Source organism: Rhodococcus sp. NPDC057135 (genome assembly GCF_042670865.1).
Classification (GTDB): domain Bacteria; phylum Actinomycetota; class Actinomycetes; order Mycobacteriales; family Mycobacteriaceae; genus Rhodococcus_F.
Window position 1 is genome coordinate 52,183 of sequence record NZ_JBHUUU010000022.1, and the last position, 18,058, is coordinate 70,240.

Consider the following 18,058-nt stretch of genomic DNA (forward strand, 5'->3'; position numbering starts at 1 on the left):
ATACGTCTCACGCTTTGAGCGTCGCTCCACCATCGACGTACAGCGCCTGCATGGTGATGTGGGCCGCCCGGTCGGACAGCAGGAAGTGCACCGAGTCGGCGATATCGTCTGCGGTGGCCAGTTTTCCGAGCGGAATGCCCAGGCGATAGCTCGCCAGATTGCCTTCGATGACCGCGTCGGCACCCGAATCGTCGGAGGGGTCCGACCACAACGAACGCTGCATTGCGGTGTCGGTGGATCCCGGAGCGACCACGTTGACACGAATCCCGTCGGCGGCCAACTCCAGTCCAGCGGTTCGAACCAACATCGTCGCAGCAGCTTTGGACGAACCGTAAGCACCCATCCCGATACGTGGCACACCGGCTGCGTTGGACGAGACCACCACGATCGACCCGGTCCGCTGACGACGCATTTCCAGTCCCACACTTTGCAGCACGTTGAGCAAACCGAAGACGTTGACGCCGAAGATCTTCCGCCACTGATCGGGATCAGAGTCCAGCACCGATCCGGTGTCGAGCATTCCGGCGACGTGCGCGAGCGCGTCGATCCGGCCGTACGTGTCCATCGTGGAGGTCACTGCTGCATCGACTGCTTGCCGGTCGGTCACGTCCACGACGTGGGACTCGATCGAGGCGCCATCGGTGATGGTTTCTGCCAATTCCGCGGCTACCCGCTTCAATTCGACGTCGTCGCGATCGAGAAGCGCCAGCGAATACCCGTCGCGCGCAAGAGTCCGGGCAACTGCAGCGCCGATACCCGCCGCCGCACCGGTGACCACGGCGACTCGGTGCCCGCTCACTGCGGGCACAGGACCTGAACCCAGGCATTGATCGTGGGTTCTTCTGCCAACTCGGCGAAGTCGGCATCCGCGCCCGCTCCTCGCCACCGTTCGACGAGCGTCATCAAACGAACCGAGTCCAGGCCCTCGTCACCCAAGTCCGCGTCGTCGCCGAGTTGTTCTGCCCTCATCGACAGAACCTCGGCGACGTCGCGCACGATCTGGTCACGGTCCACGGTGTTGCTCATCGGTCTCCTCGAGTAGTGGTCGACGCGCTCCGATCGAGCCAACCCACCCTCGTGTCGACCCCGTCCGCACGCCTTGACTTTAGGCCAGCCTAACCATAACGGTACGGAAGTACACAACCCAGACGCTCGCGACACAAATTCGTCCGAACTAAGGCTAGCCTCAACATAGCAAGCAATCCTGTCGAACTGGAAGGGTGTCCATGTCAGCACTCGCCGAAGTCTCCGAATTCCCGTTGCGCAACAACCGGACTGACGATGGAACGGACTCCGTTTTCCTGCTCTCACGTAGGGAAACGTCGATCCGCACTTCGGGAGTAGTCGAAGAATTCGACTCGGCCTTCGACGCGGCTGAAGCCCTCAAAACGGGGCGTATCGACTCGGTCGTCGGCGCCTTGCCATTCTCCCCGGAGACACCGTCCGCCCTCACTGCGCCGCTGAGTTTCACGCGAGTCCGCGGTGATCTATATCACTCTAACGTTCCGGCACTCCCCTCTTCGCGGGTAGCAGGATTCGAACCGAGTCCACAGATCCACACCGACAGGGTCCGCAGCGCCATCGCCCGTCTTCGAGCAGGCGAACTCGACAAAGTTGTCCTCGCACGCTCGCTGACCATCGAAGCCGAGTCCGCGATCTCCCCCTCCGCTCTGGCCGAGAAATTGATTGCACTCGACCACGCGCACAACGGCTTCTGCGTCGACCTGTCCCCCGCCGGTGGCGGGTACCGCGGACGTTCGCTGGTCGGCTCGACACCAGAGGTTCTGATCGAACGGCGAGGCGACATCGTCACCTGCCACCCGTTGGCGGGCTCGATTGCACGGCATCCGAATGCGGATCAGGACGAGGCGAACGCCGAGCAACTCCGCGCTTCGACCAAAGATCTCACCGAACACGCTTTTGTCGTCGATTCCATCAGCGCGATACTCGGACCGCTGTGCACGTCATTCAGTGCACCCAGTGCTCCGGAACTGCTTCGGACACCGCAACTGTGGCACCTCGGGACCAAGATCGAAGGCGTCCTGACCGACCCGAGCCTGACCTCTCTCGAACTGGCAATGGCGCTGCACCCGACTCCCGCTGTCTGCGGAACACCGACAAACGCTGCGCGCGAGCACATCACCGCAACCGAGGGCGATCGCGGGTTCTACGCCGGCGCGATCGGCTGGTGCGACCGCACCGGAGACGGCGAGTGGATGGTAGCCATTCGTTGCGCCGAGATCGCCGCAGACGGTCTGTCCGCGCGGGCGTACGCCGGCGGCGGCATCGTCGCTTCTTCCGATCCTGAAACCGAACTGCGAGAGACCAGTACAAAATTCCGCACGTTACTCAGCGCGTTCGACCTCGCTGAACATCAGCTCTGACTGGGAGTCACTTTTTCGAGGTGTTCAGGGCAATAGCGGCGTGAACGAGTGCCTTGAACGCCTTTTCGTTGACGGCTTCGCCCTCGTGAAAGTCGATCGCCCGCCTCGTGTTGCCCTCGAGGCTGGAGTTGAAGAGACCTGAGGCGTCCTCGAGTGATGCGCCTTTGGCAAAAGTCACCTTGACTGCACTCTTGTAAGTCTCACCGGTACAGATCATTCCGGCGTGGTACCACACCGGGACTCCTCGCCACTTCCATTCCTCCACTACATCCGGATCCGCCTCTTTGATCAGAGTGCGTATCCGCGAGAGCGTCTCGCCCCGCCAATCTCCGAGTTCCTCGATTCGCTTGTCGATCAACTGAGACGGGGAGTCTGCGCCTTGCTTTTCGGGATCACTCTGCTTTTCGGGATCACTCTTCGCCATCGCTTCGTCACTTCCTGCTCGTTGTCGCCGATCGCCAGTGAATCGAGTATCCCCTCCGGCACCCACATTCATTCGGCGAACCACTGACGCATCACGACGTCGAGGCGTAGACCATTTCTTGCTCTTTTCGGACAATCCGAGACGGACGTCCAGTATTCTCTGGGTACTAAGTCCCGATTTTTCGGCCCGGAGGACTCCATTGTGATGTGGAAATTGTGATGTGGAATCGCGCGCTTGCCCATTCGATCTCCGCGGCTGCCGGCTCGGTTGTTCTCGCCGCCGCAGTCGCTGGTGTCAACGCTGCTCCGGCGGCGGCGCACCAGGCCTCGCGCGTCTTCGACGTTCTGTGCACACCCATCGATGCGGGGCTTTCCGAGCTGTCCGGACTCACCGCCACCGCGGCCGAGATGTACGCAATCAGCGACAGTGGCTCTGACGATCGCGTCGCCGAACTCGATTCGAACTGCCACGTTCAGCGCTGGATCAATGTGGGCACTCCTCGCGTCGATGTCGAGGATCTCTCGTCGACTCCTGACGGCCATCTGTGGCTGGCAGACATCGGCGACAACAACGCGGTACGAACGTCGATCGGGCTGATCGAACTCGATCCGACTTCAGGTACCGCTACCTCCTACCCCCTTGTTTATCCGGACGGGGCGCACGACGCCGAGACACTGTTGATCCAGAGCGACGGGCTTCCTGTCATCGTCACCAAGGACTATTTCGGTGCAAGCGTCGTCTACACAACCGCTGAGCGACAGCATGTTCAAGATTTGAGTACGTCGTCGCCGACCATATTGGCCGAAGTGGGCCAGCTGAGGATGACACCCACCCTCACTTCCGGTGGGCCTGTTCCTCATGCCGGCACGATGGCCGTCACGGGCGGCGCTGTGAGCAAGGACGGCACGGTGGTAGCGCTTCGCACGTACACGGACGTCTACCTGTATTCAGCTCCCGATGGTGATGTCGTGAAAGCGTTGACCACCAAACCGATTCGTGTTCCCCTTCCCGACGAGCCACAAGGTGAAGCGATCGCGTTCGACGCTGCCGGTGATCTGATCAGCGGTTCCGAGGCATACCAAGGGCCGTTGCCGCCGCTGCGAATTCTTCGCGGTGCCAGTGACATCGCACTGTCGGGCGGTGTGAGCGGCTCTCTCGGCTCGTAGTCGATTCACGTCCCGGGGAAAGCGAACGGGCGCCGCTATCATGACCGAGTGAACAAACAACTTCGAGCGACAGTGGCGATCTCGGCAGTTCTCGCGCTGGCTTCGTGCGCGAATTCCGTCGAAGGAACACCTCGTTCGGATGCGTTCGTTCCGAGCGTCGACAACCCGGATCCGTCCGAAGCCATCGACGGAGTCGTCGCGGTCGATTACCCAGCCGCTCAACACGTACGCCCGAACGAACGTGTGGCGTACACACATTCACCGCCTTTCGGCGGCCGTCATGATTCAGTCTGGGCAAACTGCACCGGAATTGTTTATCCGCAAGCGATTCGGACCGAGAATGCGGTCCATTCTCTCGAGCACGGAGCCGTGTGGATCACGTACAACCCCGACCTCGTCTCAGGCGAGGATCAGGCCCGCTTGGCGCAGCGAGTCGAGGGCATGAGCTACACACTGATGTCGCCGTACCCGACCCTGGATTCGCCGATCTCGCTGCAGTCATGGGGCCGTCAACTCAAGCTCGACAACGCCGAGGACGCTCGCATCGATCAATTCGTCTCGGCATTGCGGGTCAATCCGAACACGTATCCCGAAGTGGGCGCGACGTGTTCGGTGCCGGTAACGAGCTTCGACCCGAACAACCCGCCGCCATTCGACCCCACCCCTCCGGACCCGTCTTCTCCCGCAACGGTTCCGGAGCGCTAGCACCTCACCGATCCCCTGGTCTCAGCAGAGGAAACTACTTGCCTCGCGAACGACGTTCCAGTTCCACTGCCCGGCGCATGGTTTCCCGCGCCCGGCTTCGATCACCGGCGTAGTCGTAAGCGCGAGCGAGTCGGAAGTTCTGCTTCCAGTTGTCCGGATCTGCTTCCCAGTCGACCTTGATCTGAGCGAACAACTCGTCGGCGGCCGCTCGCTCGATCCGACCCGAAGGCAATTTCGGAAGCGAAGAGGCGTCGACCGTGAGGCCTTCGTCGTGGATCTGCTGCGCGAGACGCTGGTGCGTGAACCCCGCACGGAGGGTGGCGATGACGAGCCACAGCCCCAGGAACGGCAGGATCAGCACTCCGATCCCGAGACCGATCGCGGCGCCACCGCCGTCCTGGATGAGCTGGATTCCGCGCTGACCGAGCAGCACGAAGTACACCGCGAGCGCGATACAGATCGCAACGATCAGCGCGAGAGTGCGGGTGGTCTTGTTCATAGATCGAGGAAGGAATCGATACCGACCGTCAGGCCTGGACGCGAACCGATCTGGCGGACTCCGAGCAGAACGCCCGGCGCAAACGAATTCCGATCGATGGAGTCGTGCCGAATGGTCAGCGTCTCGCCCTGCGTTCCGAGAATCACTTCCTGATGCGCAACCAGGCCGGCCATGCGCACGGAGTGAACCCGAACGCCGTCGACGTCGGCTCCGCGCGCACCCTCGAGTTCGGTCGTGGTGGCGTCAGGACTGCGTCCGACGCCTGCTTCCGCGCGAGCCTCGGCAATCATCGCGGCCGTTCGGTATGCGGTGCCCGAAGGCGCGTCGGCCTTGTTGGGATGGTGAAGTTCGATGACCTCGACGGAATCGAAGAAACGCGCCGCCGCAGCCGAGAAACGCATCAACAGCACCGCGCCGATGGCGAAGTTGGGCGCGATCAGAACACCCGTTGCCGGCTGGGCGTCGAGCCAGGACTGCACAGTCGCGAGCCTGGACTCGTCGAAACCGGTGGTGCCGATCACAGCGTGAATTCCGTTGGCCACGAGGAATTCCAGATTTCCCATGACGACGTCGGGGTGAGTGAAATCGACCACTACCTGGGTGCGGGTGTCGACAAACGTCTCGATGCGATCACCGGTGTCGACCTGCGCAACAAGTTCCAGATCGGGAGCAGCTTCCACTGCCTCGCAGATCGCTCGACCGACCTTGCCGTTGGCTCCCAGAACCCCGACCCTGATGGGTGCTGCACTCACGTCTTCCACGCTCCGTCCGATGCATTGTTTGAGGTGAAGCCTACGCAATCGCGCCGACGCGCTCACCATCAGTCGGGCAGGAGTTATGTCACCACTGGCACACTGGACGTAGTGAGCAACCGTCCGCAAGTCCGCGAAACCGGCCCCCTTCGACCACTCGAGTTGGCAACGGGTGCCGTCATGGCCGGATTCACGGTCGCGTTGTCCGTCATCGCCACGGTCATCCCCATGGCCAGCGCCCTCAACCTCGTGGCCGCGGTTCCGATGGGAATTGTGGCCCAGCGCTTTCGGGTCCGTGCGGTAGTGACGGCCGGAGTGTCGGCTACTGCGGTCGCCTTTGTTGCCGCCGGTTCCGGGTCAGCATGGGCGGTGGCACTGTGCGCACTCCTCGGCGGAATCATCGGCACGGTCAAGCGGCGCGGTCTCGGCTTCGTCTCCGCGCTGCTGTCGTCTTTTGTCATCGGGCCGGCGCTGGCGTTGTTCTCCATAGTCTTGCTTCTTGTACTCGCTCCCCTGCGCAACTTGTTGTTGAACTCGCTCGAGAACACCGCGCTGGGTGTGGCCACAATCTTGAAGCGTGCGCCCTCCCTGGTCGGGTCAGCCGAGTGGATCGAGAACAGCATCGGCTCGATCATCGACTACTGGTGGTTGTGGATCGCCGCGTCGATCATCTCCGGGATCGTCCTGAGCACCGTCATCTCCTATTTTGTCCTCGGTGCCGTCCTCGATCGATTGGCTGCACTCCCCTCGTCCGACCCACTCGAGACAACACCCGACGACCGTCCGATCGATCCGTTGCCGGTGACTTTCGATCACGTGGGCTTCACCTATCCGGGTGCATCGACGCCGGCCCTCGTCGATGTCAACTTCACCGTCCGACGCGGAGAGTTCGTCACTGTCGTCGGCCACAACGGCTCGGGCAAGTCCACACTCACCCGGTTGCTCGCCGGTCGCGCACCGACCGTCGGGGCCCTGACGAGACCCGGGTCCGCCGGCCTCGGCCGACAGGGCGGAACCGCCGTCGTCCTGCAACGACCGGAGAGCCAGATCCTCGGAACCCGCGTCGCGGACGACGTCGTCTGGGGGCTTCCCCCAGAGTCACATCCCGACGTCGATGCACTGCTCACTGAAGTAGGGCTCGCCGGCATGGGTATGCGCGAGACCTCGGGGCTCTCCGGTGGCGAGATGCAACGTCTGGCGGTTGCTGCCGCTCTGGCGCGGCGCCCCGCTCTCCTGATCGCGGACGAAGCCACCGCGATGGTCGATCAGGCCGGCCGGGAGGAATTGGTCGCACTCCTCGCCGAACTTCCACGACGCCATCCCATGGCCGTGGTACTCGTGACCCATCACCACGCCGACACCCGCGCGGCAGATCGGGTGATTCAACTGCAACGCGGACGGCAGATCGACCACCAACCCGGTTGGATGACGTCGACGTTTGCAGGTCCGCCCGCCGCGCCCTGGCCGGCCGGCACTCGCGCGGTCCTCCAACTCACTGATGTGACGCACACCTACAACGACCGGACTCCGTGGTCGAGACGTGCACTGTCGGAGGTGAACCTGACCATCGGCGACGGGGACGGGCTACTGATCCTGGGCGGCAACGGCTCCGGTAAATCGACCCTGGCCTGGATCATGGCCGGCCTGATCACACCGAGCAAGGGAACCGCAGTCTTCGACGGCAAACCTGTCTCGCGCCAACTAGGCACCGTCGGGCTCACGTTCCAACATTCGCGGCTGCAATTGCAACGCCGAACCGTCGCCGAAGACATCGAGGCCGCCGGTGGTCCGGAGATCGGATCCGTACAAGTGTCCTGGGCGCTCGACGCCGTCGGACTCGACCGTCACATCGCCGGCCGCAGTATCGACGAGTTGAGCGGCGGGCAGATGAGACGCGTAGTGCTGGCAGGTCTCCTCGTCCGCCAACCCCGAGTGCTCATTCTCGACGAACCTCTCGCCGGTCTCGATCCGCCCGGCCGCCACGAAATCCTGAACGTACTCCGGTGGATTCGTCGGAACGGAACCGCAGTTGTCGTCATCTCCCACGACGTCGACGGCATGGATGCCGTGTGCAGCAGAACGATTCGACTGTCGCAGGGTCGCATACTGGATCCGGCCGCCGACGCAGCTTTGGAAGGATCGACAACGTGACCACCCTCCTGCGTGAAGTTCCGACTTCTTCTCCGGTCCATCGACTGTGGGCCGGAACGAAGATCGTGGCCGTCGTACTCGTCAGCATCGTGGTGGTTGTGACACCGTCCTGGCCGACGATCGGCGTCGTGCTCGGACTGCTGCTGCTGACCGCGGTGATCGGACGCATTCCCCCGACAGCAGTTCCCCACCCTCCGTGGTGGCTGTGGGCGCTTATTCTGCTCGGCGCACTGATCAACCTTCCGATCGGCCTCGACGCGGTGTTCCTGTACCTGCAAGCCGTGACCTTCGGCCTTGTATTGCTCTGTGTCTCACTGATGTTGGCGTGGACGACGTCGATGAGCGATGTGGCCCCTGCCCTCGCTACTCTGGGCCGACCGCTTCGATTCTTCAAGATTCCCGTAGACGAGTGGGCGATCGCGACAGCCCTCTGCATTCGTTCGCTTCCGCTGCTGATCGACGAGATGCTCACTCTCGTCGCGGCACGGCGACTGCGCCCGAAAGCTGTGGTGAACAGCGCTGCCGACAACTCGATAGTCGACCTGATCACCACAACCATGTCGGTGGCAATTCGGCGATCTGCCGAAATGGGCGAAGCGATCTCCGCTCGCGGGGGCACCGGATTGATCGCGGCGTACCCCAAGCGCCCTCAGCTGGCCGACCTGTTCGCCTTGGTCGTAGTCATTGTTGCGTGCGCGAGCGCGGTCGCTTTGACGATAACTCTGCGCTGACCGGGTCACTTTTCATCGAACCCGATTGGGCGATGATCGCGGAACCCATCCAGCGTCGTAAGTATCGCCGCAGTTCCTCGTCGCTCCGCTTCGGATCGCCGGGCGCGAGGAAAAACGACTGCATAGTCCGCAGGACGTATTCGACCAGTTCCTGAAGTGACGTGTCGTCGTATCCGTAACTCGGCCAGTCCACGTCGAAGCGGGTGATCATCGCCATTCCGAAGGCTTGCGCCTCCTGAGAGGTCAGACCTTCGGGATGAAGACTCGAATTCGTGCTTGTGAGCAGAATGCCGAGATGGGGAGTTCGGTGGACCTGGGTGAGGGTGTAGACGACGCCCTCGGTCATCGCCTCGACGGGGTCTTCGATGCCGCTCACGTGCGTGGTCAGTCGATCGAGATAGCCGTCGACCGACGCGATCGCAGCTGCCCTCATCAGAGCGTCGGCGCTGGGAAAGTATCGATACACGGTCTGCCGGATCACGCCGAGTGACTCGGCGACGTCGCCGATGCTGATTTCCGAACTCGTCCGTCCGATCAGCTCGACCGCGGCCTCGACAATGCGACGAGATGCATCTTCGTCACTGTCCGGTGGATTGCCGCCCCACCCACGCCTTCGTGCCACTGCCCACTTCCTCGCTCGAACGAGGCTCGAACCATGTCTTTGCGCTCGAAGTCCAAGAGCCACAGGCTAACACAGGCGAGATTTGCATCCGGACCGCTCGAATTTCCCTCCGTCCACGAAAGTGAACATACAACTGCACACCAATATGTATGATTACCGCCACACGTGGCTTCCAATGCCAGAGCGGCCACCTGACCAGCCCCTCCGAAAGACGAGGTTCGACAAGTGACCAACCTTCAGCCCCGAAAGATGGATTTCGGATTCGAGGATCATGACGTTCCCTTCCTGTGGAACCCGGAAAACCCGGCCTGGTCGAGCATGTCGAACGCGGTCTCGTTCCTGGCCATCGGTTTCGAGAAGATGATCGTGAAGATGATCATGCAGACCAAGTCGCGGATCAGCGATCCTGAGGTGGCCGAGGAAGCCGTGGCGTTCATGCGTCAGGAAGGCCATCACTCGACCGCGCACCGCCAGCATGTGAAGGCTCTGATCAGGCGCTACCCCGGACTACAGAACACGCTCGACGCTGTGATCGGTGAATTCGATCTACTGACCGAGGCGACCTCGCTGAACTACCGGCTTGCATACACCGCGGACCTGGAGGCGACCTTCACTCCGGTGTTCAAGCTGATGCTCGACAACGAGGCGACCTTGTTCCGCCCGGGAGACGACCGCGTCGCGTCGCTGTTCATCTGGCACTTCGTCGAGGAGGTCGAGCATCGTAGCTCGGCTCTGATCATCTTCAATTCCGTTGTCGGAAGCGAGCTTTACCGGATGCGGATGGCACCGTCGATCTTCGCGCACGTGATGAAGGTGATTCGCATCGCCTGCGCAGGCTTCAACCAGCACGTTCCGCTCTCCGAGCGGCAAGTCGACTCACTGTCGATGTTCGCCACCCACCGCACCAAGCAGAAGATTCTGACGTCGTTCGCTCCGTATCTGACCAAGGGCACGATGCCTCGCGCCTTCGATCACCTGCAACTCGGAGAACAACTCGTCGCACTCGGCGGTGTCTTCCGCAGCCAGATGCCCAATCACAACCCTGACCTCGAGAAACTCCCCGCACTCGCCGACCAGTGGTTCAAGCGTTACGACGACGGCTACGACTGCACACGCTGGTACACCGCCGAAGCTCAGGCACAAGCCGAGTCGATCACGTCAGGGGCCAACTGATGGCAGAACACTGCTCCCCCACGTTTGCCCAGCTCGCAACAGAACTCGGTTTCTCCTGTCAGGAAGCGGGTGGACTCGTCGAGTTCCGTAACCCGGCGGCGCTGGAGAACTGGACCCTGCCCGTCCTCGAATGGACGATCATCGTCGGCTCGGTGCTGGCACTGGTCCTGGCGATCGTGCGGTTGCGCCGCAACGGCGACCCCACCAACCTGGTTCTCTGGTTCGGCGCCACCGCCTACCTGTTCATCATCGAGCCTCCGCTGTACTTCCCGGCGGCGTTCGGCATCGAAGAACAAGTGGACACGATGTTCGCGCACAACGTGTTCACCGTCGACTTCATGTGGGGTCGTCTGCCGCTGTACATCGTTGCCATCTATCCACTGATGGCGACGTTGGCCTTCGAAATAGTCAGAATGCTCGGCGTTTTCCGCAAATACGGTCCACTACTGGGCGCAGTCTGCGTCGGCTTCGTCCACCACGCGTTCTACGAAATCTTCGACCACCTCGGTCCCCAGTTGCGTTGGTGGGAGTGGTCGACGTCGAACCCGATCAACCAACCCATGTTCGACGCGGTTCCACTGCCCAGCGTGGTCGTCTTCGCCGCTCTGTGGCCCATGTCGCTGGCATTCTGCGTTCAGTACTTCGTCGGACGGCACGTCGATGCCGGCAAGCACTTCTCGGGACTTCAATTGGTATGGCGCACCATCGTGATCGGCCTTCTGGCGTCACTGGGAACGTTCATCCTCCCGCTCCCGGCGACGGTTTTCGGAATGGGGAGCGACACCGTTCGCGGGTTCCTCTACGCGGCGGAACTTGCCGTCCTCACGGTGGTCGCGATCGTGGTTCTCGTCCGCCAATGGACGCACTTGCGCTCGGCAGAATCGAACGCTCCTGCCCACACCAACAAGTTCGTCCAGATCTACAGCGTGGTGTACCTGGTTGTCATGGCAATCCTGTGGGCGAGTGCGCTTCCCGACTTCTTCGACGCAGTCGACGGTTCCACCAGCGCTGGAGATCCCATCGGGAACCTGTGGTACACACTGGCGTGCTTCGTCATCGCAATCCTGTGCGTGAGCGCGACTTTCACCATTCCGAAGCGGAACTCCCGCGCCGACGACGCTGAACTTCTCGGCGCGAACTCAGCGACTCCGGCTACCTAGGTCGACCGGGACGAGACCTCTCGGGTCTCGTCCCGGTTTCTCGGGGTCACGGCGTCACGGGACGCGGTGAGTCCACTCTTCGGTGCTGAATTTCGTCTCCACCAGCTTGCGCGCCTGCTCCAACTCCGAGTCCGTGTAGTCGCTGTCGCGGGTGTCGTATTGACCTCGGAAGTGCTGCGCAAACGACTCCAGGATTGCTGCACGCGTCATTCCGGTCTGCGAACGCAGCGGATCGACGCGCTTGGCCGCACTCTTGGTTCCCTTGTCCGACATCTTTTCTCGTCCGATTCGCAGCACCTGCGTCATCTTCTCCGCGTCGATGTCGTAGGCCATGGTCACGTGATGGAGCACGGTGCCGGACGCGAATCGCTTCTGAGCGGCGCCGGCGATCTTGCCCTTGTCCGAGGCGATGTCGTTGAGCGGCACGTACCGAGCGTTGATACCGACCTCGGCAAGCGCTCCCATGACCCACTGATCGAGAAACGCGTAGGACTGCTCGAAACTCAACCCCTCGACCAACGACGCCGGTACTGCCAACGAGTACGTGATGCAGTTGCCCGGTTCCATGAACATCGCGCCGCCACCGGAGATTCGACGCACCACCCCGATGCCGTGCCGCGCAGCCGCCTCGGAGTCGACCTCGTTACGCACGGACTGGAACGATCCGATCACGACCAAGGGCGAGTCCCAGTCCCAGAAACGCAATGTCGGCGGACGCTCACCCGATGCGACCTCACGCGCGATGACCTCGTCCAGCGCGACGTGCATCGCGGGATCGAGAACCACCGGTGGGATGAGGTCGAACGTGTGATCCGCCCAACTCGTGGCGTGACCGAGTGCGCGCCGGATCGCGATGCCGACCGACTGCGGCGTGAAGCCGATCATCGAGACGGACTCGTCGAGCGCAGTGGAGATGGCATGCGCCAACTGTTCTGCATCCGAGTCGGCGGGCATTCCGCGCAACGCCGAGTTGATGTCGTCGAGCGCGCTGTCGGGCTCGAGGAAGAAGTCCCCCGAGACTGCGACTTCGGCCAGCCGACCGTCCGCCACCTCGACGTCGACCGCGACCAGTTTTCCACCAGGAACCTTGTACTCTCCACGCATTCGTCCAGCCTATCCCTGCGGGATTCTCTGCGGTGAGCGCCGTCGAAGATCACACCGCGCACGCAGTGCGCATCTGTTCGGCCGGCAAGGCGACCAATCACTCACACCTGTAAGTCGCTGCGGGGCTGCACAATCGCGAGGACGGGACGGCACGTGTCGGCCCCTGCCTTGACTCCCGCTTCTGCCGACAGGCGAGATGATCTCTGGGGTGGGAGGATTGCCGCAACGAGCCAACTCCTTGGCAAGTCACAACGGAGGTAGACATGAAGGTCCCGGCGTTCCACTCGACGGTTCCTTCGGATCTCGACGTCTATCACGACAACGAAAGCTGCATTTTGGCCGCGCGCATCGCAGTGTCCCATCGTGCCCCCGGAGTCGACGGCCGACCGTGGTGCACCGCCTGCGCGTCATTGGACTGATGAGCGACCACCAGCTCACTCACACCCACGTCGCCGATTCGGGGTCAACTCCGTTGGCCCGAGCATTCGCATCGATGACAGCGCGGAGCCACACGGTCAGACCAGTCTCGACCGTGTCGTAGTACCGCGCGTCGTAGAACCGCGCGTCGTAGAACCGCGCGTCGTAGAACTCGGAGAAGCCCGGATCGGAAACGTACATCCGTCCCAGACACACCTGCATCGAGTGTGTGCAGTCGAAGTAGACGCCGATCGACGCTCGGTGTCGTTCGGCCAGCAAATTCGCCTCGACGCTTCCCGGTTCGACTCCGGACCGGCACGCCAGCGCCAGGTCTTCGTTGAGCATCTCGACGCAGTCGGCGATCTTCTGCCAATCCTCAGCAGTCCTACCTGCCGACCGTTCCGCGTGCTGCGCCCACTGCGCGCTGTCACCCCAACGCTCGTTCGCCTCCGGCCCCCATGACGGCTGCCAGTGTCGGCCGAAGATCGACACCTGCTCGTGTGCCGGCAACAGCACACCCGACTTCCTGGCATCGATGATGCGATCCAAGGACTCGCCCAGTTCCTCCAAGTCGGCTATCCGTTGCCGCAACTCGGCGCGCTGCCCACGCAGCGTCTCGTCCACGTGGGCTGCGGGCGCATCGAGCAATATCCCGATCTCGTCGAGCGACAAGCCCACGTCACGGTAGACAAGCACCCGGCCGATGCGGCCGAGGTCCGCGTCGGTGTACAGCCGGTAGCCCCCGTCACTGCGCCAGGACGGACGCACCAAACCGATTGCGTCCCAATGATGAAGGGTACGTACGGTTATGCCTAGTCGTGATGCGGCAGCACCGACAGTGCGAGCACTGCCTGCGTCGTCTCCGAAGAGTTGCTCCGTCACGGCATCCAGTCTGACAGACGCGGTGCGGGAGGACTCGGCGTCAGCCCTCTGTTCAGTCGTCGGGTCCGTCAATTCCCATACCTCGCAGATACTCGGCCTCGGCACTGTTCGGGTCGTACGTACGAGCGGCCGTCATGATCACGCGCGCGTTCTCAGGTGTCACAATCTCCAACTCCAGTGAATTCCACGGCTTCAGATGTGGACCGCTGGTGCATCCGGGCCGCAATTCCTCACACGCCTGTGCGATCTGGTCGATCTGACTCAGCACACACGCAAAGCTCACACTGACGGACGGTGGTGAATCTGAACATTCGCCGGGCACGAGCAGAACGTCTTGAAATGCCCAGCGTCGCAGGTGCGTCAGTCGATCCGGTACCGAAAAGAGGTCGAAGAAACCGAGCCCACGGATCCAGAAGTCGGCCGATTCGGCCAGATCCGATGTCGGAACTGACACGAACATGGGCATTCCGTAGAGACCTCGGAACTGTTCCGGAGGCACGGCATCGGTAGCGGGGACAGGGACGGGGCTGATGTCGAATGCTGGGTAAGTATCGGTCATGAAGTCATCGTGAGCCCTCACGCTACGTCAGGGTCAAATCGTGTGAAATCCGATCGAACCAGATTGCGCGATCACACCGTGCGTGCGAATGCGCCGTCGTCTGCGAATACCCGTTGGGCAAAGCGTTCGCCGATGAGGCGGTGCGTCGCAGCGTCCGGATGGAGCTGATCGGGAAGCGGCAACTCTTCGTTCTCGGCCGCACCGTAGAGATCGCACCCGTCGACGTAATGCAGATTGGGATCATCCGCCGATCGCTGGGTTACGATGCGCGCCAACTCTTCCCGAATAGAGCGCAGCGTCAGCTTTCCGGCTGCGCGCTCGGCGGGATCGCCGGTAGCAACGAATCGCATTTCGCCTCTGGCAAGCGCGTCGAAATCGAATGCACCAGGTCCAGGCGTGCCTTCGTGAATCGGGCAGTAGACAGGCGAGACGACCAACAGTGGAGCGGCTGGATGACCGTCGCGGACCGTGTCGAGGAAGCCGTGCATTGCCGACGTGAAGGCCCGCAGGCGCATCACGTCGGAGTTGACCAGATTGATGCCCATCTTGATGCTGATCAGGTCAGCTGCGGTGTCTCGCATAGCGCGGGCGGTGTACTGGTCCAGCAGAGCGCTGCCGCTGAACCCGAGGTTGATCAGATCCACGCCGCCGAGGGAGGCTGCGAGAGCAGGCCAAGTGCGGGAGGGACTTTCAGCGCCGGATCCTTGACTGATCGAGCTTCCGTGATGGAGCCACACGCGACGCTTCGTCTCGACCGCGAGTTCGAGTGGGGCGTCGGTCCGTAGTGCGACAGGTTCGGTGGTTTCGTTGTGCGGCAACCAGATCTCGACAGCCTTTGATCGCGCAGGCAGGTCCGCGAAGCGGATGGTGCTGACGGGTCCGGATTGTCTCTGAGCGCTACCGGTCGCCATGTCGATCGTCACCGTGTTGCCGCCCTCAGCGATTGCGTGCCCGGCTGGTTCGCCGTCGACAAGCAGGTCGTACACACCCTGTGGCCTCGGCGGGGCACCGATGTAGATCATTTTCGTGGGCAGAGTGTCGAGTTCGATGGCCGTAGCGCTGGTTCGGAACACCAGCCGCACTCCGGACGGTTGTGATTGCGCCATTGCCATCTGCCCGTCAGCGAATTGTGTGCGAGCCCTGGCGGGCAGACGGTGCGTCAGCACACCGCGTTCGGTCCGCTCGAGCTCGAGGGCTCCGCGCACGATGTCCTCGGAAATTGCGGTAGTAATCCAGCTGCTCTGGCTGTTCATCTCATTCACCTGTAGATAAGTTGCGAAGGTTTTAACTACAGCACACAGTAATTTGCCTATACTATTTAGGCAAGCGGTTTCACTTCTCGACGAACAGGACCAACGGACATGCCTCGCGCAGGACTGACACCCGAACGCCTCGCCGTGGCGGGCGCCGAATTGGCCGACCAGGTGGGCTTCGAGCAGGTGACCGTATCGGCGGTCGCCAGAGCGTTCGACGTCAAGGTCGCAAGCCTGTACTCGCACGTGAAGAGTTCGAACGACCTCAAAACCAGAATCGCACTGCTTGCCTTGGAGGAGATGGCCGACCAGGCTTCCGACGCCGTGGCCGGTCGGTCCGGCCGCGACGCCTTGACCGCCTTCGCGAACGTGTACCGCAACTACGCGAGGGCACACCCCGGCCGATACGCCGCGTCACAGATGCGCCTCACACCGGAGGCCGCAGCTGCGAGCGCGGGCTTCAGACACTCGCAGATGATGCGATCAATTCTTCGCGGGTACAACCTCACCGATCTCGATCAGACCCACGCAGTTCGATTGCTCGGCAGCGTTTTCCATGGGTACGCCAGCCTCGAGTTGGGTGGATCGTTCAGCCACAGCGCACCGGACAGCGCCGAAAGCTGGTCCAGGATCCTTGAGGCACTCGATTCGATGCTGACCAATTGGCCCGCCTCGAGTGCATGATCAGGCTCGCTTTCTGCCAGCAAAGTGCTTGCGCCACTTGGTGATCGCACACGGCCAAGAAACCTCGGGCCCACCACGGGAGCAGTGCCCCACAGGTACGCATTCCGCAACCATCAGTCGCACTGGGACAGCAGCGGGTCCGAGTGGGCAAGAAGCCGAGGTGTGGGGCTGCCCCTAGAGGAGAAGCTTGGCGCGCAGAGAGTCGATAGTGCCCTGGTCCACGCCGAGGCCCTCCCGTACGTAAGTATCCATACCGCCGTAGAGTCGGTCGACCTGTGCATACGCCGCATCGAGCCACGACAGGTCCACCGCGTCGTCCCGGCCCAGGTACGTGTTCGACGCCATGAAATCGGCACTGATGAACTCACGCGGGACACCGAGAATGGTCAGCAGGATCGCAGTACCCCAACCGGTGCGGTCCTTCCCTGCACTGCAGTGGTAGACGGATGCGCCGTCGGAGTTGTTCGCGATCGCAGTCAGCAGGTCATGGAAGGCGACATCGGAACCACGGTAGTTGACCATGAACGGGTAGCCGATGCTCTGGCCGATGTTCGAGGTTCCCTTGACGGCGCCGTCGATCAACGCGCGACCGAGGGTCAGGGGAACAAACTCGTGGAACGCGATGCCGTGTTCGATGCTGACGACGTCGGCGACCTGGTAGGTGACCCCTGCGGGGATCCGATCGGGATCCTCCGCACGTTCGGAGGCGTTGCGCAGGTCGACGTCGAGGGTCAGGTTCGCGGCGGTGAGTTTTGCCAGATCAGTCTCATTGAGCGAGCTGAGCTTGTTGGAACGGAACACCAGGCCTGTCCGGACGGTCCTGCCGTCGGTAGTCCGGTAGCCGCCGATGTCGCGGAAGTTCCGCGCCTCGTCGAGCCTGATCCCGGCCGCGGACGGCGGTGGGATCTCCGGCAGCGGCGGTTGCTCCCCGGACGATCCGAACTGGCTCGAACCCAATTGCAGGTCGTCGCTCGAGGCGGAGGCGAGTGTGGGACCGGTCAGGGCCGCACCCACGGCAACCAGTGCAGCGAGGGTAATTCCGAAAGGGCGCACCCCTCGGCGGCGCGCGTAAGCAGTCGTCATTCTGATCCTCTCACTCGCTGTGCGGGAGGACCCCGCGCCCCGCAAACCACGTGCGAGATTACAAGGGCGGCGCGCTCCTCGTCCCGACTTTGGCCCAGAAACCGGACATGTGTTCAGGTGCCCGGACAGCCGCCATCATGCGGGAAGGAACTCAATCCCGTCACTGCAGTTCCATCGACCACGCTGGACCCGCTCGAACGACAGACCGCGGCCGCGGCGGCACCCGTATCTGTCCGTCGCTGAACAACTTCACTGTCGAGCAACTGCACAAATCTCGACATCGAGCTGGCAACCGTTGCGAAGAAATCA

At 62.3% G+C, this 18,058-nt stretch carries 20 protein-coding genes; 9 read left to right on the forward strand and 11 right to left on the reverse strand.

Features of this window, described 5'->3' with window-relative positions; genetic code table 11:
- Positions 1-7: 7 nt before the first annotated feature.
- Both ACFT1A_RS29170 and ACFT1A_RS29175 read right to left on the reverse strand, forming a co-directional pair.
- Positions 8-808, reverse strand: a complete 801-nt coding sequence (locus ACFT1A_RS29170; RefSeq protein ID WP_378449840.1) for a 2,3-dihydro-2,3-dihydroxybenzoate dehydrogenase — start codon at positions 806-808, stop codon at positions 8-10.
- Positions 796-1,026 carry a phosphopantetheine-binding protein gene (locus tag ACFT1A_RS29175; protein ID WP_003942230.1) on the reverse strand — a complete coding sequence of 77 codons (231 nt, stop codon included), beginning with the start codon at positions 1,024-1,026 and terminating at the stop codon, positions 796-798. The genes ACFT1A_RS29170 and ACFT1A_RS29175 overlap by 13 nt, the downstream gene beginning before the upstream one ends.
- A gap of 200 nt (positions 1,027-1,226) precedes the next feature.
- Between ACFT1A_RS29175 and ACFT1A_RS29180 the strand changes: the two genes are divergently transcribed.
- Positions 1,227-2,384, forward strand: coding sequence for an isochorismate synthase MenF (locus ACFT1A_RS29180; protein ID WP_378449841.1), 1,158 nt, complete (start codon positions 1,227-1,229; stop codon positions 2,382-2,384).
- Positions 2,385-2,391: 7 nt separating this feature from the next.
- Here ACFT1A_RS29180 and ACFT1A_RS29185 read toward each other — a convergent pair whose 3' ends face one another.
- Entirely contained in the window at positions 2,392-2,808 is a 417-nt protein-coding gene (locus ACFT1A_RS29185) for a DUF1801 domain-containing protein (RefSeq protein ID WP_378449842.1), read from the reverse strand.
- Between the two features lie 206 nt (positions 2,809-3,014).
- Here ACFT1A_RS29185 and ACFT1A_RS29190 point away from each other — a divergent pair, with 206 nt between their 5' ends.
- The gene (locus ACFT1A_RS29190) at positions 3,015-3,974 is read left to right on the forward strand and encodes a hypothetical protein (protein ID WP_378449843.1); all 960 of its coding nucleotides are present in this window, start codon (positions 3,015-3,017) and stop codon (positions 3,972-3,974) included.
- 48 nt (positions 3,975-4,022) lie between these two features.
- Complete coding sequence (locus ACFT1A_RS29195) at positions 4,023-4,679, forward strand: DUF3105 domain-containing protein (RefSeq protein ID WP_378449844.1); 657 nt, start codon at positions 4,023-4,025, stop codon at positions 4,677-4,679.
- Between the two features lie 34 nt (positions 4,680-4,713).
- Here the strand turns inward: ACFT1A_RS29195 and ACFT1A_RS29200 are convergent, their stop codons facing one another.
- Both ACFT1A_RS29200 and dapB read right to left on the reverse strand, forming a co-directional pair.
- Entirely contained in the window at positions 4,714-5,178 is a 465-nt protein-coding gene (locus tag ACFT1A_RS29200; RefSeq protein ID WP_283303888.1) for a hypothetical protein, read from the reverse strand.
- Positions 5,175-5,939, reverse strand: a complete 765-nt coding sequence (gene dapB / locus ACFT1A_RS29205; RefSeq protein WP_378449845.1) for a 4-hydroxy-tetrahydrodipicolinate reductase — start codon at positions 5,937-5,939, stop codon at positions 5,175-5,177. Before dapB ends, ACFT1A_RS29200 begins: the two co-directional genes overlap by 4 nt.
- Before the next feature lie 102 nt (positions 5,940-6,041).
- On the opposite strand from dapB, the gene ACFT1A_RS29210 reads away from it, so the two are divergent.
- Together ACFT1A_RS29210 and ACFT1A_RS29215 are read left to right on the forward strand one after the other, a co-directional pair.
- Positions 6,042-8,081 carry an ATP-binding cassette domain-containing protein gene (locus ACFT1A_RS29210; protein ID WP_378449846.1) on the forward strand — a complete coding sequence of 680 codons (2,040 nt, stop codon included), beginning with the start codon at positions 6,042-6,044 and terminating at the stop codon, positions 8,079-8,081.
- Positions 8,078-8,812, forward strand: a complete 735-nt coding sequence (locus ACFT1A_RS29215) for an energy-coupling factor transporter transmembrane component T family protein (RefSeq protein ID WP_378449847.1) — start codon at positions 8,078-8,080, stop codon at positions 8,810-8,812. Before ACFT1A_RS29210 ends, ACFT1A_RS29215 begins: the two co-directional genes overlap by 4 nt.
- On the opposite strand, the gene ACFT1A_RS29220 is transcribed toward ACFT1A_RS29215, so the two are convergent.
- Complete coding sequence (locus ACFT1A_RS29220) at positions 8,763-9,434, reverse strand: TetR/AcrR family transcriptional regulator (protein WP_378449848.1); 672 nt, start codon at positions 9,432-9,434, stop codon at positions 8,763-8,765. The genes ACFT1A_RS29215 and ACFT1A_RS29220 overlap by 50 nt on opposite strands.
- Positions 9,435-9,659: 225 nt before the next feature.
- Here ACFT1A_RS29220 and ACFT1A_RS29225 point away from each other — a divergent pair, with 225 nt between their 5' ends.
- Both ACFT1A_RS29225 and ACFT1A_RS29230 read left to right on the forward strand, forming a co-directional pair.
- A complete protein-coding gene (locus ACFT1A_RS29225; RefSeq protein WP_378449849.1) occupies positions 9,660-10,607 on the forward strand; it encodes a metal-dependent hydrolase in 948 nt (315 codons plus the stop codon).
- Positions 10,607-11,767, forward strand: a complete 1,161-nt coding sequence (locus tag ACFT1A_RS29230) for a hypothetical protein (protein ID WP_378449850.1) — start codon at positions 10,607-10,609, stop codon at positions 11,765-11,767. Before ACFT1A_RS29225 ends, ACFT1A_RS29230 begins: the two co-directional genes overlap by 1 nt.
- Positions 11,768-11,821: 54 nt before the next feature.
- Here the strand turns inward: ACFT1A_RS29230 and ACFT1A_RS29235 are convergent, their stop codons facing one another.
- Positions 11,822-12,871, reverse strand: coding sequence for a biotin/lipoate A/B protein ligase family protein (locus ACFT1A_RS29235; protein ID WP_378449851.1), 1,050 nt, complete (start codon positions 12,869-12,871; stop codon positions 11,822-11,824).
- Between the two features lie 263 nt (positions 12,872-13,134).
- Between ACFT1A_RS29235 and ACFT1A_RS29240 the strand changes: the two genes are divergently transcribed.
- Positions 13,135-13,290, forward strand: coding sequence for a hypothetical protein (locus ACFT1A_RS29240; RefSeq protein WP_003942131.1), 156 nt, complete (start codon positions 13,135-13,137; stop codon positions 13,288-13,290).
- A gap of 19 nt (positions 13,291-13,309) precedes the next feature.
- Here the strand turns inward: ACFT1A_RS29240 and ACFT1A_RS29245 are convergent, their stop codons facing one another.
- The 3 genes from ACFT1A_RS29245 to ACFT1A_RS29255 form a co-directional block, all read right to left on the reverse strand.
- Positions 13,310-14,170: a MerR family transcriptional regulator gene (locus ACFT1A_RS29245; protein WP_378449852.1), complete on the reverse strand. Its 861-nt coding sequence runs from the start codon at positions 14,168-14,170 to the stop codon at positions 13,310-13,312.
- 52 nt (positions 14,171-14,222) lie between these two features.
- Entirely contained in the window at positions 14,223-14,729 is a 507-nt protein-coding gene (locus tag ACFT1A_RS29250) for a VOC family protein (RefSeq protein WP_378449853.1), read from the reverse strand.
- 71 nt (positions 14,730-14,800) lie between these two features.
- A complete protein-coding gene (locus tag ACFT1A_RS29255) occupies positions 14,801-15,982 on the reverse strand; it encodes a GDSL-type esterase/lipase family protein (protein ID WP_378449854.1) in 1,182 nt (393 codons plus the stop codon).
- Between the two features lie 108 nt (positions 15,983-16,090).
- Between ACFT1A_RS29255 and ACFT1A_RS29260 the strand changes: the two genes are divergently transcribed.
- Positions 16,091-16,666 (forward strand): TetR/AcrR family transcriptional regulator, encoded by a 576-nt coding sequence (locus ACFT1A_RS29260; protein ID WP_378449855.1) that lies wholly within the window; start codon positions 16,091-16,093, stop codon positions 16,664-16,666.
- A 174-nt stretch (positions 16,667-16,840) separates the two neighbouring features.
- On the opposite strand, the gene ACFT1A_RS29265 is transcribed toward ACFT1A_RS29260, so the two are convergent.
- Positions 16,841-17,755, reverse strand: coding sequence for a tyrosine-protein phosphatase (locus ACFT1A_RS29265; protein ID WP_378449867.1), 915 nt, complete (start codon positions 17,753-17,755; stop codon positions 16,841-16,843).
- Positions 17,756-18,058: the final 303 nt, after the last annotated feature.

Excerpts from the sequence above, each read along its gene's own strand:
- ACFT1A_RS29250 (WP_378449853.1), bottom strand. The coding sequence starts at position 14,729 with ATGACCGATACTTACCCAGCATTCGACATCAGCCCCGTCCCTGTCCCC.
- ACFT1A_RS29235 (WP_378449851.1), bottom strand. The coding sequence starts at position 12,871 with ATGCGTGGAGAGTACAAGGTTCCTGGTGGAAAACTGGTCGCGGTCGAC.
- ACFT1A_RS29200 (WP_283303888.1), bottom strand. The coding sequence starts at position 5,178 with ATGAACAAGACCACCCGCACTCTCGCGCTGATCGTTGCGATCTGTATC.
- ACFT1A_RS29260 (WP_378449855.1), top strand. The coding sequence starts at position 16,091 with ATGCCTCGCGCAGGACTGACACCCGAACGCCTCGCCGTGGCGGGCGCC.
- ACFT1A_RS29175 (WP_003942230.1), bottom strand. The coding sequence starts at position 1,026 with ATGAGCAACACCGTGGACCGTGACCAGATCGTGCGCGACGTCGCCGAG.
- ACFT1A_RS29255 (WP_378449854.1), bottom strand. The coding sequence starts at position 15,982 with ATGAACAGCCAGAGCAGCTGGATTACTACCGCAATTTCCGAGGACATC.
- ACFT1A_RS29185 (WP_378449842.1), bottom strand. The coding sequence starts at position 2,808 with ATGGCGAAGAGTGATCCCGAAAAGCAGAGTGATCCCGAAAAGCAAGGC.
- ACFT1A_RS29230 (WP_378449850.1), top strand. The coding sequence starts at position 10,607 with ATGGCAGAACACTGCTCCCCCACGTTTGCCCAGCTCGCAACAGAACTC.
- ACFT1A_RS29240 (WP_003942131.1), top strand. The coding sequence starts at position 13,135 with ATGAAGGTCCCGGCGTTCCACTCGACGGTTCCTTCGGATCTCGACGTC.
- ACFT1A_RS29180 (WP_378449841.1), top strand. The coding sequence starts at position 1,227 with ATGTCAGCACTCGCCGAAGTCTCCGAATTCCCGTTGCGCAACAACCGG.